General features: G+C 30.7%; 13 protein-coding genes and 1 pseudogene. All 14 read left to right on the top strand.

What is annotated here, in order from left to right; all coding sequences use genetic code 11:
• Positions 1–1,950, top strand: a 1,950-nt coding sequence (locus KGF41_RS15210; RefSeq protein ID WP_227856935.1) for a Cys-Gln thioester bond-forming surface protein, incomplete at its 5' end; no start/stop codon positions are given.
• A gap of 359 nt (positions 1,951–2,309) precedes the next feature.
• On the top strand, positions 2,310–4,070 hold the full coding sequence (gene prdR / locus KGF41_RS15205; protein ID WP_227828321.1) for a sigma-54 dependent transcriptional regulator PrdR: 1,761 nt from the start codon (positions 2,310–2,312) through the stop codon (positions 4,068–4,070).
• A gap of 441 nt (positions 4,071–4,511) precedes the next feature.
• Positions 4,512–4,773 (top strand): annotated as a pseudogene (locus KGF41_RS21165) (D-proline reductase (dithiol) proprotein PrdA); the annotation flags it as partial.
• A gap of 310 nt (positions 4,774–5,083) precedes the next feature.
• The gene (gene prdA / locus KGF41_RS15195) at positions 5,084–6,961 is read left to right on the top strand and encodes a D-proline reductase (dithiol) proprotein PrdA (protein ID WP_227828323.1); all 1,878 of its coding nucleotides are present in this window, start codon (positions 5,084–5,086) and stop codon (positions 6,959–6,961) included.
• Positions 6,962–7,042: 81 nt separating this feature from the next.
• A complete protein-coding gene (locus KGF41_RS15190; protein WP_227433709.1) occupies positions 7,043–7,336 on the top strand; it encodes a CBO2463/CBO2479 domain-containing protein in 294 nt (97 codons plus the stop codon).
• A 37-nt stretch (positions 7,337–7,373) separates the two neighbouring features.
• Positions 7,374–8,099, top strand: a complete 726-nt coding sequence (gene prdB, locus KGF41_RS15185) for a D-proline reductase (dithiol) protein PrdB (RefSeq protein ID WP_079739805.1) — start codon at positions 7,374–7,376, stop codon at positions 8,097–8,099.
• Between the two features lie 79 nt (positions 8,100–8,178).
• The gene (gene prdD, locus KGF41_RS20955) at positions 8,179–8,937 is read left to right on the top strand and encodes a proline reductase cluster protein PrdD (RefSeq protein WP_255287823.1); all 759 of its coding nucleotides are present in this window, start codon (positions 8,179–8,181) and stop codon (positions 8,935–8,937) included.
• Between the two features lie 14 nt (positions 8,938–8,951).
• Positions 8,952–9,419, top strand: a complete 468-nt coding sequence (locus KGF41_RS20950) for a glycine/sarcosine/betaine reductase component B subunit (protein ID WP_054271688.1) — start codon at positions 8,952–8,954, stop codon at positions 9,417–9,419.
• 26 nt (positions 9,420–9,445) lie between these two features.
• Positions 9,446–9,919 (top strand): glycine/sarcosine/betaine reductase component B subunit, encoded by a 474-nt coding sequence (locus KGF41_RS15175; RefSeq protein WP_413840878.1) that lies wholly within the window; start codon positions 9,446–9,448, stop codon positions 9,917–9,919.
• 19 nt (positions 9,920–9,938) lie between these two features.
• A complete protein-coding gene (locus KGF41_RS15170) occupies positions 9,939–10,946 on the top strand; it encodes a proline racemase (protein ID WP_227828325.1) in 1,008 nt (335 codons plus the stop codon).
• Positions 10,947–11,064: 118 nt separating this feature from the next.
• Entirely contained in the window at positions 11,065–11,946 is an 882-nt protein-coding gene (locus tag KGF41_RS15165; protein ID WP_227828326.1) for a TSUP family transporter, read from the top strand.
• Between the two features lie 635 nt (positions 11,947–12,581).
• The gene (locus KGF41_RS15160; protein ID WP_227433712.1) at positions 12,582–13,217 is read left to right on the top strand and encodes a single-stranded DNA-binding protein; all 636 of its coding nucleotides are present in this window, start codon (positions 12,582–12,584) and stop codon (positions 13,215–13,217) included.
• Positions 13,218–13,400: 183 nt separating this feature from the next.
• Positions 13,401–13,970: a class I SAM-dependent methyltransferase gene (locus KGF41_RS15155; protein ID WP_227828327.1), complete on the top strand. Its 570-nt coding sequence runs from the start codon at positions 13,401–13,403 to the stop codon at positions 13,968–13,970.
• A 211-nt stretch (positions 13,971–14,181) separates the two neighbouring features.
• Complete coding sequence (locus KGF41_RS15150; protein WP_227828328.1) at positions 14,182–15,957, top strand: sigma 54-interacting transcriptional regulator; 1,776 nt, start codon at positions 14,182–14,184, stop codon at positions 15,955–15,957.
• Positions 15,958–16,360: the final 403 nt, after the last annotated feature.

The raw sequence follows: 16,360 nt of genomic DNA, 5'->3' as shown, positions 1-16,360 counted from the left end.
GGACAAACTCCAGAGGGAGAACAACCATCAGACGGACAAACTCCAGAGGGAGAACAACCATCAGACGGACAAACTCCAGAGGGAGAACAACCATCAGACGGACAAACTCCAGAGGGAGAACAACCATCAGATGGACAAACTCCAGAGGGAGAACAACCATCAGACGGACAAACTCCAGAGGGAGAACAGCCATCAGAAGGACAAACTCCAGAAGGAGAACAACCATCAGAAGGTCAAACTCCAGAAGGAGAACAGCCTTTAGAAGAACAAATTCCAGAAGAAAAACTAGTAGTAGAAGAAATGAACTTAAAGCATAATATTGAGAAAATTCTTGATATGACTTTATCTCAGATAAATAAAATTGTATATAATTTCTGGGAAGATGAAGACTCTGTAAAAAAAGATGAACAATCAGAAATTAGACAAGTACTTACTTCAAAAGATCAAAATATACATCTATGGTATGATAAAAAAGCAAAAGTAAAAAATACATGCTTACTAAAAGAAGATGGTTCAGATAGACCTTATTATGATATAAGATTTGATAATGTTACAAAGACGCTAACTTTTGATTACATAGTAAAGGGTCTTATAGGTGCAAGTACTAAAGATAACAAATATATTATAGATGGAGAAGATGGCGAACAAACTGCTTTTTGTTATAATAATCATTTAAAATCTCCAACTAGTGATGGTAAGAGTCCATATTTACCAGCAGAAGATTTTAATGGTCAAGAAAATCAAAATGAAGATGCAGTTAAATCTATAATCTATGCAGGTTCTGAATTTGATGGATTTGGATATAAACAACAATTTAACTTGGGTGGAGAAGAGAATGACTATATAGTTCATTCAGCTACTCAAAGTGCAATATGGATTATACTTGGACAAGTGGATGAACAAGCCAAACTTAAACAATATCAAGGAAGTATAAACCTTTATGATACACTTATAGAAAGTGCAAAGACTGAAGAAGAAAAAGCTAAATATCAAAAAGGTAAAGAACAAGCAATAAATACAAAAGCTTATTTAGAAGCATTGTTAGAAGCAGGTCATAAACAACTAAAGCCAGATGATACAGGAAAACCTAGCCTAAGCAATGGTTCAACTGATATTGAATTTGATAAAAATGAGGATGGAACTTATGAAACAAAAGCTATAGCTTTAGTGGGTTATAGTGGTGTAGTTAAATTAAGATTACCAAATGGAGTAACTGCTTATGACGAAGATGGTAATATAATAGGTACAGGTGAAGTAGAAGTTTCAACACAACATAAATTTATACTTAAAAGTGTTGAAAAGCCAGATGTAAAGGCTAATATCTCTGCGGTATCTTATGATTATATTTTCCCTAAAGCTATTCAATATTATAAGTCAGTTTTTGATTTTGGAAAGAAAGACCATTCATCTTTATTACCAATGAGTAAACAAAATTTATTGAGCTATACAATAGAACAAAAGAATGGTGAAGAAGTTAACTTTAATATAGGTTTACCAACAGATGGAGGTTCAGATGTAAATCCACCAGTGCCACCAACAGATGATACTGTAAATCCACCAGTACCACCATCAGGAGGAGGAGACTCAAATGGACATAATCCATCACCACCGACAGATGACACAGTGATAAACCCACCAGTACCACCAACAGATGATACTGTAATAAATCCACCAGTGCCACCGACAGATGATACTGTGATAAATCCGCCAGTACCACCAACAGATGATACTGTGGTAAATCCACCAGTACCACCAACAGGTGATACTGTGGTAGATACATCAGTAAAACCAACAGATGATACTGTGATAAACCCACCAGTACCACCAACAGATGATACTGTGGTAAAATCGCCAAAAACAAGTGACGAAACTCAAATAATGTCATATGTATTTATTGGTATAATTGCAATTTGTGGATTAGGGTATCAATGTAAAAGAGCAAAAAATTAATCTAGATTATTATTTATTATTAAGTTTAAAAATACATTGTCTCAAATTGATTTAAAAATCGTTTTGAGACAATTTTTTTTGCGTAAGTATAACTTATTTTAAAGTATACACTGACTGTTTTATGAATAGAAAAATGGTTTGAAGGTGAAGATAGTATTGAAAAAGTAATGTACTAAGTATATAATTCATTTCATTTTATTTGTATGAATTAAATATCAATTTTAGGGATTATACAAATTTAGATATTAATCTCTTAAGAAATTTTAATATTAATTATTCAATAAATTATTATTATAATATGCTAGAATAAATATGTATAAATAAGTTTTGATGAGGTACTACTATAAAGGGGGGACTTTATGTTTTCGATACCAGAAGTAAAAAAAGTAGAAGAAGTAATGGATACAAAATTTACAACTATAGACGAAGACACAAAAATAGAAAGTGCAATAAAAGAAATGATAAGAAGCAATACAAAAACTCTAATGGTAATAGATTCATCTAGTGAATTAAAAGGCATTATATCTATGACTGATATACACAATCTTTATGAGATGCATAAGAAATATGAAGGCCAACCAGTAAAACTTATAATGAAAAAAGATGTTATATATGTCAGTGAAGGCTTAACCTTAGATGAGTGTAGAGATATAATGATATTAAAAAATATAGGGATTCTTCCTGTGCTTAGAGATAATAAAATTATTGGTGTCTTGAAACAAGAGCATATTAGAGATTATTTATACATGCACTTAGAAGATTATGGATTGACTTTAAAATACATTATAGGTCAGATTAAAGAAGGAATTTGTGCTATAAATAATGAAGGTGTTGTAATTTTATGGAATAATTTTATGGAAGAAAGGTATGATATAAAGTCTGAAGACATAGTGGGTCGACCGATGAACGAGTTTTTGGAAAATACTATTTCAGAAAAAGTATTGAATAGTAAAGTCGGTATGAGTGATTTATATTTTACTGACAAAAAAGAAAACATGTATGCATTAGTTCATGCAAATCCTATATTTTATAAAGAAGAATTTATTGGTGTTGTATGTACTGAAGTAGATGTTACAGAAGCTAAAATATTAGCTCTTGAACTTGAGAAAGTAAATGATACATTAAAATATTTAAAAGATGAAGTAAAAAATTTATCTAAAGGTAGCTTTGACAAGATTTTAGGTAAAAGTTATAAATTGGAAAAATCGAAAGCGATTGCAAAGCAAGTAGCTAGAACCAACAGTAGTATATTCATTTGGGGCGAAAGTGGTACAGGTAAAGAAGTATTTGCTAGAGCTATTCATGATTATAGTGAGAGAAAAGGTCAATTTATACCTGTTAACTGTAGTGCTATACCAAATGAATTATTTGAAAGCGAATTTTTTGGTTATGAATCGGGTGCATTCACTGGAGCAAGTAAAAAAGGTAGAATAGGTATATTTGAACTTGCGAAGGATGGGACAGTATTTTTAGATGAAATCGCAGATTTACCTCTTAGTATGCAAGCTAAATTGCTTAGAGTATTGCAAGAAAAAGAAATAAGACGAGTTGGTGGAGATACCACAATAAAAATAAATCCTAGAATAATATCAGCTACTAATAAAGATTTAGAAAAAATGGTAAAAGCAGAAAAATTTAGAGAAGATTTATATTATAGATTAAATGTTGTGGAAATAAAAATACCACCCCTTAGAGAGAGAAAAGAAGATGTAGGATTATTAGTGCATAGTTTCTTGGAAGAAATATGCAAACAAAATAATAAGCCTGTTCTTACAATAAGTAAAGATGTAATTGATATATTTCAAAATTATAGATGGAAAGGGAATATAAGGGAATTGAAAAACACAATTGAAAATATTGTTGTCTTATCCCAAAATCCTAGAATAGAAGTAGATGATGTACCAAGCTATATGATGGATTCTAGAAATAACAATACGGAGGAAGAAGAATATCCTCTAGATTTGACGAAAGCTACTCAAAAGATTGAAGTAAAAAATATAACAAAGGCACTTAAAATGTCTAATGGAAATAAAGCTAAGGCTGCTAAAATATTAAACATACCAAGAACAACGTTATATTATAAGATAGATCAGTATAAAATAGATGTGTCTAAAATATGACACGTGACTAAATTTTGACAAAATAATAATCTTTAATTTCAAACCAAGCAAAATCAATGCTTGGAGTAGTGTGATATATGTGGCTGTGTTAAAAAAAATAAAAAAGTGTTGATTAATTGACACTTTTTTTGTTTTGAGAAAATGTTTCCAAACATAAAAAACAGGGTATTGTAAATAAATATTTATATAATATTTGGCTAAAAATAGCGATAAAGGAAGGTTGTATTATAGAAAATATCTTTTTGTTAATAAGTTGGCATAGGAATTGCTTATATATAAAGTGACTTCAAATGAGAAAAAAATAGTATTAATTATGATGATTTATGTAGGTTAAAAGGTCTTGACACTTTGGGCTGTTAGTAGGGAACAGTAAATATGTTAATTATTGAGAGTGTTGAGGCATCAATATAAATTAAAATCAAATGAAGGAGGCATTTTATTATGTCAATAACTTTAGAAACAGCTCAAGCCCATGCAAATGACCCAGCAGTATGCTGCTGTAGATTTGAAGAAGGAACAATAATAGCACCAGAAAATTTAGAAGACCCAGCAATATTTGGAGATTTAGAAGATTCAGGATTATTAGTTATTCCAGAAAATCATTTAACAGTTGGTCAAGTATTAGGAGCTAAATTAACAAAAACTTTAGATGCATTATCTCCAATGACTACAGATAATGTAGAAGGATATAAAGTAGCAGAAACAGATACTGAAGAATCTGCTAAAGAAGTAGAAGCTCCAGTAGCTCAAGTAACACCAACTCAAGGTGCGACAGTTCAAGCTACAACAGGTCAAGTAATAAAAATACACATAAAAGAAGGTAAAGATATAAACTTAGAAATACCTTTGACAATAGCTGCTCAAATGGGAGTAGTATCACAAAAATAATAGTCAAAATATAACTATTAAAGCCGGTTTTAATTTACTTGATTCCTCAGTTAAGGGGTTACCTGTTGAGGAATCGAGATTTAAAATAATAAATAAGAAAATAATGTAAGGAGGTATTTTATACTATGTCAATAACTTTAGAAACAGCTCAAGCCCATGCAAATGACCCAGCAGTATGTTGTTGTAGATTTGAAGCGGGAACAATAATAGCACCAGAAAACTTAGAAGATCCAGCAATATTTGCAGACTTAGAGGATTCTGGATTATTAACAATACCAGAAAATGGATTAACTATAGGTCAAGTACTAGGAGCTAAGTTAAAAGAAACTTTAGATGCTCTATCTCCAATGACTACAGAAAATGTAGAAGGATACAAAGCAGGAGAAGCTAAAGAAGTAGTAGAAGAAGCAGTAGTAGAAGAAGCTCCAGCAACTTTAGAAGCAGTAGTGCCAGTAAGCACAGGAGTTTTAGGTGAAACAGTTAAAATACACATAGGTGAAGGTAAAGATATAAGCTTAGAAATACCTTTATCAGTAGCTGGTCAAGCAGGAGTTGTTGCTCCAGTAGCAAACGTTGCTGCTCCAGTAGCAGGTGCAGTAGCAGAAGTAGCTCCAAAAGCTGAAGAAAAGAAATTATTAAGAAGCTTAACTAAAAAACACTTTAAAATAGACAAAGTTGAATTTGCTGATGAAACTAAAATAGAAGGAACTACTTTATACATCAGAAATGCAGCAGAAATATGTAAAGAAGCTAATGACACTCAAGAATTAGTTGTTGATGTTAAATTAGAAATAATAACTCCTGATAAGTATGAAACTTACAGTGAGGCTGTATTAGATATACAACCAATCGCTACTAAAGAAGAAGGCGAATTAGGTTCAGGTATAACAAGAGTTATAGATGGAGCTATAATGGTATTAACTGGTACAGATGAAGATGGAGTTCAAATAGGTGAATTCGGTTCTTCAGAAGGTGAATTAAACACTACTATAATGTGGGGTAGACCAGGTGCTGCTGACAAAGGTGAAATATTCATCAAAGGTCAAGTAACAATAAAAGCTGGAACTAACATGGAAAGACCAGGACCTTTAGCTGCTCACCGTGCTTTTGATTATATAACTCAAGAGATAAGAGAAGCTTTAAAGAAAGTTGACAACTCTTTAGTAGTAGACGAAGAAGTAATCGAGCAATACAGAAGAGAAGGTAAAAAGAAAGTTGTTGTTATAAAAGAAATAATGGGACAAGGTGCAATGCATGATAACTTAATATTACCAGTTGAACCAGTTGGTACATTAGGAGCTCAACCAAACGTTGACTTAGGAAACATGCCAGTTGTATTATCTCCACTTGAAGTATTAGATGGTGGTATCCATGCATTAACTTGTATAGGACCTGCATCAAAAGAAATGTCAAGACATTACTGGAGAGAGCCATTAGTAATAAGAGCTATGCAAGATGAAGAAATAGATTTAGTAGGTGTTGTATTTGTTGGTTCTCCACAAGTAAATGCTGAGAAATTCTATGTATCTAAGAGATTAGGTATGTTAGTTGAAGCTATGGAAGTTGATGGAGCTGTAGTAACTACTGAAGGTTTCGGAAACAACCATATAGATTTCGCATCTCACATAGAGCAAATAGGTATGAGAGGTATACCAGTAGTTGGTGTAACTTATTCAGCAGTTCAAGGTGCTCTAGTTGTTGGTAATAAATACATGACTCACATGGTAGACAATAACAAGTCTAAGCAAGGTATAGAAAATGAAATATTATCAAACAATACATTAGCTCCAGAAGAAGCTGTAAGAATCATGGCTATGCTTAAAAATGCTATTGCAGGTGTAGAAGTTAAAGCTCCTGAAAGAAAATGGAATCCAAATGTTAAGTTAAATAACATAGAGGCTATAGAAAAAGCTACAGGAGAAAAAATAGTATTAGAAGATAATGAGCAATCTTTACCAATGAGTAAGAAGAGAAGAGAAATATACGAAAAAGACGAAAACTAAAATTTAGATAATAACTAAGATTTAGATAACAATATAAATTTAGATCCAAGTTTAAAATAAGTATAGAGAGGTAAAATTATAATGGATAGATTAAAATATATCTCATCAGAGACTTTTTATGAGGGTGTTATAGTCGAAATCATGGGTGGTGGAGTAACTATAGACCTAAAAGGTAGACTTGGACAATTTAAAATACCTAATAGAATGCTTATAACTGACTACGAACTTAAGATAGGTCAAGAGGTTGGATTCATGCTAAGCTATCCTGAGGTATTAAGTCCAGAACCTAATCATGAGTATGTAGAAAATATTAGGAGAGAAAAAGAAAAGCAAGCAGAAATGCAAGCTAAAAAGAAGCAAGAAGAAGAAAAATAATAATTAATCGTTTGAAAATAGAAGGGAGAGGAAATATATGAGCCTTACAACAGTACAAGGACTTCAATCTGAAATATTTGTTCCAATAACACCTCCTCCAGTTTGGACTCCTGTAACTAAAGAATTAAAAGATATGACTATAGCTTTAGCTACAGCAGCTGGTGTTCACTTAAAATCTGACAAGAGATTTAATCTAGCAGGAGATACTACTTTTAGAGCTGTACCTAACACAGCTACAGTTGATGAAATGATGGTATCACATGGTGGATACGATAATGGAGATGTAAATAAAGATATAAACTGTATGTTCCCTATAGATAGATTACATGAATTAGCTGCAGAAGGATTTATAAAAGCAGTAGCTCCTATGCACTATGCATTCATGGGTGGTGGAGGAAACCAACATGTCTTCACTGAAGAAACTGGTCCTGCTATCGCTGCTAAACTTAAAGAAGAGGGAGTAGACGGTGTAGTCATGACAGCTGGCTGAGGTACTTGCCATAGAACTGCCGTGATCGTGCAGAGAGCAATAGAGGAAGCTGGAATACCTACAATAATAATCGCAGCTCTTCCTCCAGTAGTTAGACAAAACGGAACTCCTAGAGCAGTTGCTCCATTAGTTCCAATGGGTGCTAATGCTGGTGAACCACATAACATAGAAATGCAAACACATATATTAAGAGATACATTAGAGCAATTAGTTGCAATACCATCTGCTGGTAAGATAGTTCCATTACCATACGAATATAAAGCTCACGTTTAAAATGTAATTTATATTTGAAAATATAGAACCCTTCTCCTACATAATTAGGAGAGGGGTTTTAAGAACAAAGGTGGATATTATGGAAGAAAAAATAATGAGAAGACTTGTTATAAAACCGTTTCATATGAATGAAGTTAATTTCGGTTCAAAAACTTCTATAAAGAAAGATGTACTTACAATTGATTTATCAAGTATAGATGAAATAAAAGCAAGAGAAGATTTAATAACAGATATAAAAGTAGATATTATAAAACCTGGAGATTATGATAGGGAAATTAATACTATTATGGACATTATACCAATATCAACCAAAGTTTTAGGCAGATTGGGAGAGGGAATTACACATACTTTAACTGGTGTATACGTAATGCTAACTGGTGCAGACGAAGATGGAAATCAAATGCATGAATTTGGTTCTTCAGAAGGAATTTTGAGTGAACAAATGGTGTTTGGTAGATATGGGACTCCATCAGTTGAAGATTATATAATCCATGTGGATGTAACTCTTAAGGGAGGTTTACCTTTTGAAAGAACACTTCCACTTGCGGCATTTAAAGCATGTGATGATTTTATACAAGAAATAAGAACGTCTTTGAAAATGGAAGACGGAAGAAATGCTACTCAAGTTCGTGAATATTTTGACAAAATTCGACCAAATGCAAAAAAGGTTGTCATAGTAAAACAAATAGCAGGTCAAGGGGCTATGTATGACAATCAGTTATTCTCAAAGGAACCTAGTGGTTTTGAAGGAGGAACATCAATTATAGATATGGGAAATGTACCTATGATTATATCTCCTAATGAATATAGAGATGGTGCCCTTAGAGCTATGACTTAAGAGAGGTGGATATTATGGGAATAGGACCTTCAACAAAAGAAACATCTCTTCATCACTTTAGAGACCCACTTTTGGATATAGTTGAAAGTGATAAGGATGTAGATTTACTTGGAGTAATAGTAGTAGGAACTCCAGATGGAAATGAAAACAAAACTTTTGTAGGACAGAGAACAGCCGCTTGGCTGGAGGCTATGAGAGTAGATGGAGCTATAGTATCTTCAGATGGTTGGGGAAACTCACATGTTGACTATGCTAATACATTTGAAGAAATAGGAAAAAGAGATATACCTGTAGTTGGAGTGACATTTAATGGTACTCAAGCTAAATTTGTTGTAAGTAATCAATATATGAATACCATAGTTGATATGAACAAATCAAAAGAAGGTATTGAGACAGAAGTTGTTGGAGAAAACAACACAAATGAGATTGATGCTAAAAAAGCTTTAGCGTTTTTAAAATTAAAAATGAGAAAACATGGATAAAAAATTTAAGTAAGGGGATGAGTTTTGTGGGAATTTCTACATCAATGAAAAACACATCACTTCAGATTTTTAGAGACCCATTACTTGATTTAATAGACAATGATCCTGACGTAGATTTGCTAGGAGTAGTTGTAGTTGGTACATCAGAGCACAATGAATGGAAATCATTTTTATCAGCCAGGCTTGGAAGATGGATTGAAGCATTGAGACCTGATGGAGTGATTATAACCTTAGACATGGCAGGAAACCAGCATATTGATTTTACAAATGCTATATCAGAGTTTGTAAAATTAGACATACCTACAGTAGGTCTTACTATTATGGGAGCAGATGGTTTAGTAGTTACTAATCAGTATTTAGATAAAGCTACCATAATTGATTATAAAAAGACAACAGGCTACATAGAAACAGAAGTAGTTGGAGACAATCACATGGATGAAGTTGATGTAAAAAAAGCATTAGCTTTTCTAAAACTAAAAATGCGTAAAAACGCAAAATAAACCTAAGGGGGAATTTGATATGAAATTTAGCAGAAGTATACAAGCTATAGACTCTCATACAGCAGGAGAAGCAACTAGAATAGTTGTGGGTGGAATACCTAACATAAAAGGAAATTCTATGCCTGAGAAAAAAGAATATTTAGAAAAAAATCTAGATTATTTAAGAACTGCTATAATGTTAGAGCCAAGAGGACATAATGATATGTTTGGTTCTGTAATGACTCAACCTTGTTGTCCAGATGCTGACTTTGGAATAATCTTCATGGACGGTGGCGGATACCTTAATATGTGTGGCCATGGTACAATAGGAGCTATGACAGCAGCTATAGAAACAGGTGTAGTTCCAGCAGTAGAGCCTGTAACTCATGTAGTTATGGAAGCTCCAGCAGGAATAATAAGAGGAGATGTTACAGTTGTAGATGGAAAAGCTAAAGAAGTATCATTCTTAAACGTACCAGCTTTCTTATATAAAGAAGGTGTTGAAGTTGACTTACCAGGTGTTGGAACAGTTAAATTTGATATATCATTTGGTGGAAGCTTCTTTGCTATAATACATGCAAGTCAATTAGGTTTAAAAATAGAACCTCAAAATGCTGGTAAATTAACTGAACTAGCTATGAAACTTAGAGATATAATAAATGAAAAAATAGAAATACAACATCCAACTTTAGCTCATATAAAAACTGTAGATTTAGTTGAAATATATGATGAGCCAACTCATCCAGAAGCTACTTACAAAAACGTAGTTATATTTGGTCAAGGTCAAGTTGACAGATCTCCATGTGGAACTGGAACAAGTGCTAAATTAGCTACTTTACATGCTAAAGGTGAATTAAAAGTAGGAGAAAAATTCGTATATGAAAGTATATTAGGAACTTTATTCAAAGGTGAAATAGTTGAAGAAACTAAAGTTGCAGATTTCAATGCTGTAGTACCTAAGATAAGTGGTTCTGCTTATATAACTGGATTTAATCATTTTGTAATAGATGAAGAAGATCCACTTAAACATGGATTTATTCTTAAATAGAAACAAATAAATTGGGAAATTAAAATAGAATAGTAACCTCTTGTTGGTTACTATTCTATAGATTTTAGGCTATAAGATTCAGAATATATAAAAAAATAAAAAAATAGGAGGATGGATTATGGTAGCAATCTTAAAGGCATTATACGTAGTATTCGCAGCAATCTTTGCAGTTGTATTTGGTAAAGACGTAGCTAAAGCAAACAAAGAGGGGAAACTAGAAGAACAAAGTACTCCAAAAGTTGCTGTAACAGGATTTATAACAGATTTCTTTGATACATTAGGAATAGGCTCATTTGCTCCAACAATAGCAATGTCAAAAGCTTTAAAATTAAACATACCAGATAAGAAAATGCCTGGTACGTTAAACGTAGCACATACTATCCCAGTTGTTACTGAAGCATTTATATTCACATCAATCATACCAGTTGATGGTGTAACTCTAGTATCTATGGTTGTAGCAGCAGCAGTTGGTTCATACATAGGTGCAGGAATAATAGCTAAAATGGACGAAAGAAAGATACAAATGGTTATGGGTGTGACTCTAGCATTAACAGCAATATTAATGTTATTAGGTCATCCTTGGGTTAATGTATTACCAGGTGGAGGAAATGAATTAGGTCTTACTGGTGTTAAATTAGTAATAGGTGTATTAGGTAACTTTATATTAGGTGCTTTAATGACAGCTGGTATAGGTCTATATGCTCCAGGTATGGCAATGGTTTACTTCTTAGGAATGTCTGCAAAAGTTGCGTTCCCAATAGTTATGGGTTCTTGTGCATTATTAATGCCAGTTGCAAGTATGAAGTTCATAAAAGAAGATGCATATACTAAAAAAGCATCAGTTATAATAGCTATCTGTGGTTTAATAGGAGTTTTCGTAGCGGCATATATAGTAAAAACTTTACCAATGGATATATTAAAAGCATTAGTAATAATAGTTATAGCTTACACTTCTGCTACAATGATAATGGCTGCAAATAAAAATAAAAAGACTGCTTAGTATTTATTAAATATTACAGCTAACAATAAAAATTATAAACTGCTTTGGAACGTTAATATTAATGTTCTAAGGCAGTTTTTTATTTATTAGATATAATTATATAAAGCAACTAGTGTGCCAATTATGCAATATATATATAAATTTAGTATAAATGTAGCTATATTTTCTAAAGTTAGGCTGTAAACTGAAATTAAATATTTAAATTTAATGCTAGATGAAATAAAAAAGTTAATATATTGATGTATATTAGCAAAAATATTAGTATAATAAGTCGAATATAACTTATAACTGAAGAAAATTGAGTTTATAATGACTTGATAATTATCTGAATCGTTTGAATTAATTTAAAATATTGATATTGCTTATGTGTATAAATTAGTGTTGAGTTATATATGACTTAAAAAGTGGATAAGAAGCAATTTAATAATCAATTTTGGTTAAAACAAATAATATATTATATAAATAATAGGACAATTTTATAGGCTTAAATCAAAAGATTAAATGAAATTTATAAATAAATAAAAAGTTTTAAACAGCAATCAAAGATTTGTAATAAAATACATCACTCACAAATATATTTATTATATAAGCTGATACCAGAAATATAAGAATTAACAATTGTGGAGGGATAAAATATGATAGCTGTTAAAGATGAGAATAACGTAGTAAACTTAAGAGGGGAGTTAGACAATAAGCTAGAATTTAGCCATGAGATATTTGGAGAGAAATTTTATAACGTGAAAATAAAGATAAACAGATTAAGTGATTCCTTTGATACACTTCCTATGACTGTGTCAGAAAGACTTCTTCAAGATATTGATATTAATAAACAAAATTTAGTCAATGTTGTAGGTCAATTGAGATCATATAATAAAACCTTAAATAATAAAAATAGATTAGTGCTTACAGTATTTGTTAGAGAAATAAAGGCTATAGAGGAGGAAAATAAGGACCCAAACAGCATATTTCTAGATGGGTATGTATGTAAAGAACCTGTGTATAGGAAAACTCCTTTAGGAAGGGAAATAACTGATTTATTAGTGGCTATAAACAGACCTTATAATAAATCTGATTATATACCATCAATAGTTTGGGGAAGAAATGCAAAGTTTGCAAAAAACTTAAAAGTTGGTGATAGAATACAGCTTTGGGGTAGAGTTCAAAGTAGAGAGTATGAGAAAAAAATAGATGAGGATAACGTAGTGAAAAAAATGGCATATGAAGTATCTATATCAAAAATAAAAAAATTAGATGAAAATAATAATGACTAAATATTAAAAATATATTGTTTTTTCATCAAAAAAACTAATAAATTTGCTATAATAATACATTAAAAATAAATAAAGATTGTTTAAAAAAATACTAATGAAATATCTCTTGAATAGTTGCTCGCCATTTATTATAATGTAATCTGTACATAATTTATAATTGAGAAAATGAAGAGGTGAAGCATTGTGAAAAGCATATTATATCAGATAAATAAACAGCCAGTTAAAGCTAAATATACATCTGATGAATTAGAATGTTTTTTAGATACAATTGAGTATAATGTAGGGGATAAAATATTGCTTGTTGGTCATATAGGAAACCTAGGCAAGAGACTGAGAGGTCTTGGTACTTCTGTAACGATATTAGAGAATAGTAACTATGAAGATGTATGTTATTCTTTAGTATATAATGAAAATTGCAATGTAGTTAAAGGTAAGTTAGAGTTTTTGCCATTTGATGATAATCAGTTCAACAAGATAATAATAGTAGACCAATTTAATGTTATTACAGATTGTGAAAAAGCTTCATCTGAAATACAAAGAGTTTTAAAAGGTAATGGAGAGGTTATATTAGAAGATTTAAACTTAAAAAATTTAAAAGTTAAACTAAACTATCTTAAGCATAAATTTTGTGGTTCTGTAGCAAAGATTCACTATCCACATGAAGTATTTAATATATTTTCAAGATTAAATTTTGATGGTATGATTAAAGAGTCAAATAAATTAAAATATATTTATGTGGGAAAAAGAAGATAAATGAGTTAAAATATAAATATGGATATAATATAAAAGACTAGGTTAAGCCTAGTCTTTTGTTATAAGGAGATGTAGATATGGAAATAAATTATGAGTTAATAATAATTGTTATGCTCTTTGTAATCCTAATGTCAATTCAATTTACTTTAAATAAGATATATTTAATCCTTAAGGAAATAAGACAAATACTCATGTTAAGAAAAAATAAGGAATGATAACTATGATAGATTTAGAATATATAAAATCTGATATTCAGAACATAGCTGAAGCTATAGTTTCAGTGCTCAATATAGATGTAACTATAGTAAATAGAAACTTATTTAGGATTGCAGGGACAGGTATATATGTGGACAAAATAGGTGAAAAAGTAGATAAATATACAGCTTTTAAAAAGTCACTTACAGAACAAATTACAATACTAATTGATGACCCAAAGAGCAGTGATATATGTAGAGAATGTTATAAAAATAATGTCTGTGTGGAGTTTGCAGAAGTATGTTGCCCAATTATATGTGATGGAGAGTCTTATGGTGTTATAGGTCTTATAGCCTTTACAAAAGAACAAGCACAGATTATAGAAAATAACAAAAGTGGACTTATAAACTTTTTATGTAAGATGGCAGACTTGATATCCAATAAACTAAAAGCTCAAATTAAAACGTACGAGTTAGAGTTAGAAAAGAAAAAATTAGAGACTTTATTAAACAATATGGATAAAGCTGTTGTGTCCATTGATGTAGATGGTAAGATTGATAAATATAATTCAAAGTTTAAAGAGCTTTTTAATCTAAAGGACAATATAACTGGGAAAGATATATTCACTGAGCTAGATTTTATAAAGAAACCTTCTATAAATAACTTTAAGAAGGACAAATCATGTAGCTTTTTTTATAGAAGATACGGATATGATTCAAAGGGGATATATAACATAAATAAAATAGTATTAAAAAATGAACTAAAAGGATATGTTATTGACTTTATAGATAAAAGAGATGCTATAAAAAACTACAATAAGATGAACAAAGATTATAAGATAAAACTGGAAAATATAATTGGAGAGAGTATAGCTATAAGAAATTCAAAAAAAGAAGCCCTAATGGCTTCTAAATCCACTTCAACAGTACTTATTACTGGTGAAAGTGGAACAGGTAAAGAGCTATTTGCAAGAGCTATACACAACCATAGTAATAGGGTAGATAATCCTTTTATAGCTGTAAACTGTGCAGCAATACCGGATAATTTATTAGAGAGTGAATTATTTGGATATGAAGAAGGTGCTTTTACAGGGGCTAAAAAAGGTGGAAAACTTGGTATGTTTGAAATAGCCCATAAAGGAAGCATATTTTTGGATGAAATAGGAGATATGAGCTTGCATTTACAGTCAAAGTTGTTGAGGGTATTACAAGAAAAAGAGCTCAATAAGATTGGAAGTAAATCAAATGTTCTGATAGATGTAAGAATTATTGCTGCGACAAATAAAGATTTAGAAAAAATGGTTCAAAATGAAACTTTTAGAGAAGATTTATATTATAGATTAAATGTTATACCAATAAAGCTCCCAAGTTTAAGAGAAAGAAAAGATGATATACCACTTATAATAAAGCATATGATTAAGGAATACTCAAAAAAACTAGATAAAAATGTTATTGATATAGACACTAGGGTTGTTGATGCTATGATTGAATATAAGTGGCCAGGCAATATAAGAGAATTGCAGAATATTATTGAATACAGTGTAAATATGTCTTCATCTCCAATAATTACGATGAATGTAATTCCTCAAAAGATTAAAAATACATCTATAGAAGAATTAGAAGTTAGAAGTGATAAGATAATTCCACTAGATGAACTTGAGAAAATTGAGATAATAAAAGCTTTAAATAAATACAAAGATTATAAAAGAGATAAAGAATTAACAGCTAAGGCACTTGGAATATCAAGAGCTACATTATATAGAAAAATTGAAAAATACAATATAATTTCTTAGTGATATAAAGTGATATAAGAATATAATAAAAAGTGATATAAAATTTAAATATAAACAAAAAGTAGTAGTATATAAAAGGTAGTAGTATATAAAAAGTAGTGGTTGTTTAAGCCTTCAGAATCTAAAAAATAGTAATTATTAAAATAGTAATCGTCTCAAAATGATATAGAATCTCATTTTGAGATTTTTTTTTGTCTTTTTGCGAAATTGTCATCCATTTACCAAGTGAAAAAAATATAAAACCTTCATATAAATAAAAAAAATATATAATTAAAGCTAGTTATTTCAATGTATACACAATATTGAAATGAAAAAATGGACTAAAATAAAAAATATGGCATGTATTTTGCTATAAATATAGATAAGAAATTATTTAAGTACTAAAATTAAACTTAATTGGGAG

Origin of the sequence: Clostridioides sp. ZZV14-6150 (assembly GCF_020657875.1) — a bacterium.
Classification (GTDB): Bacteria; Bacillota; Clostridia; order Peptostreptococcales; family Peptostreptococcaceae; genus Clostridioides.
The sequence above is the reverse complement of the archived record's forward strand: the minus strand, read 5'-3'. Positions and strand labels throughout refer to the sequence as shown.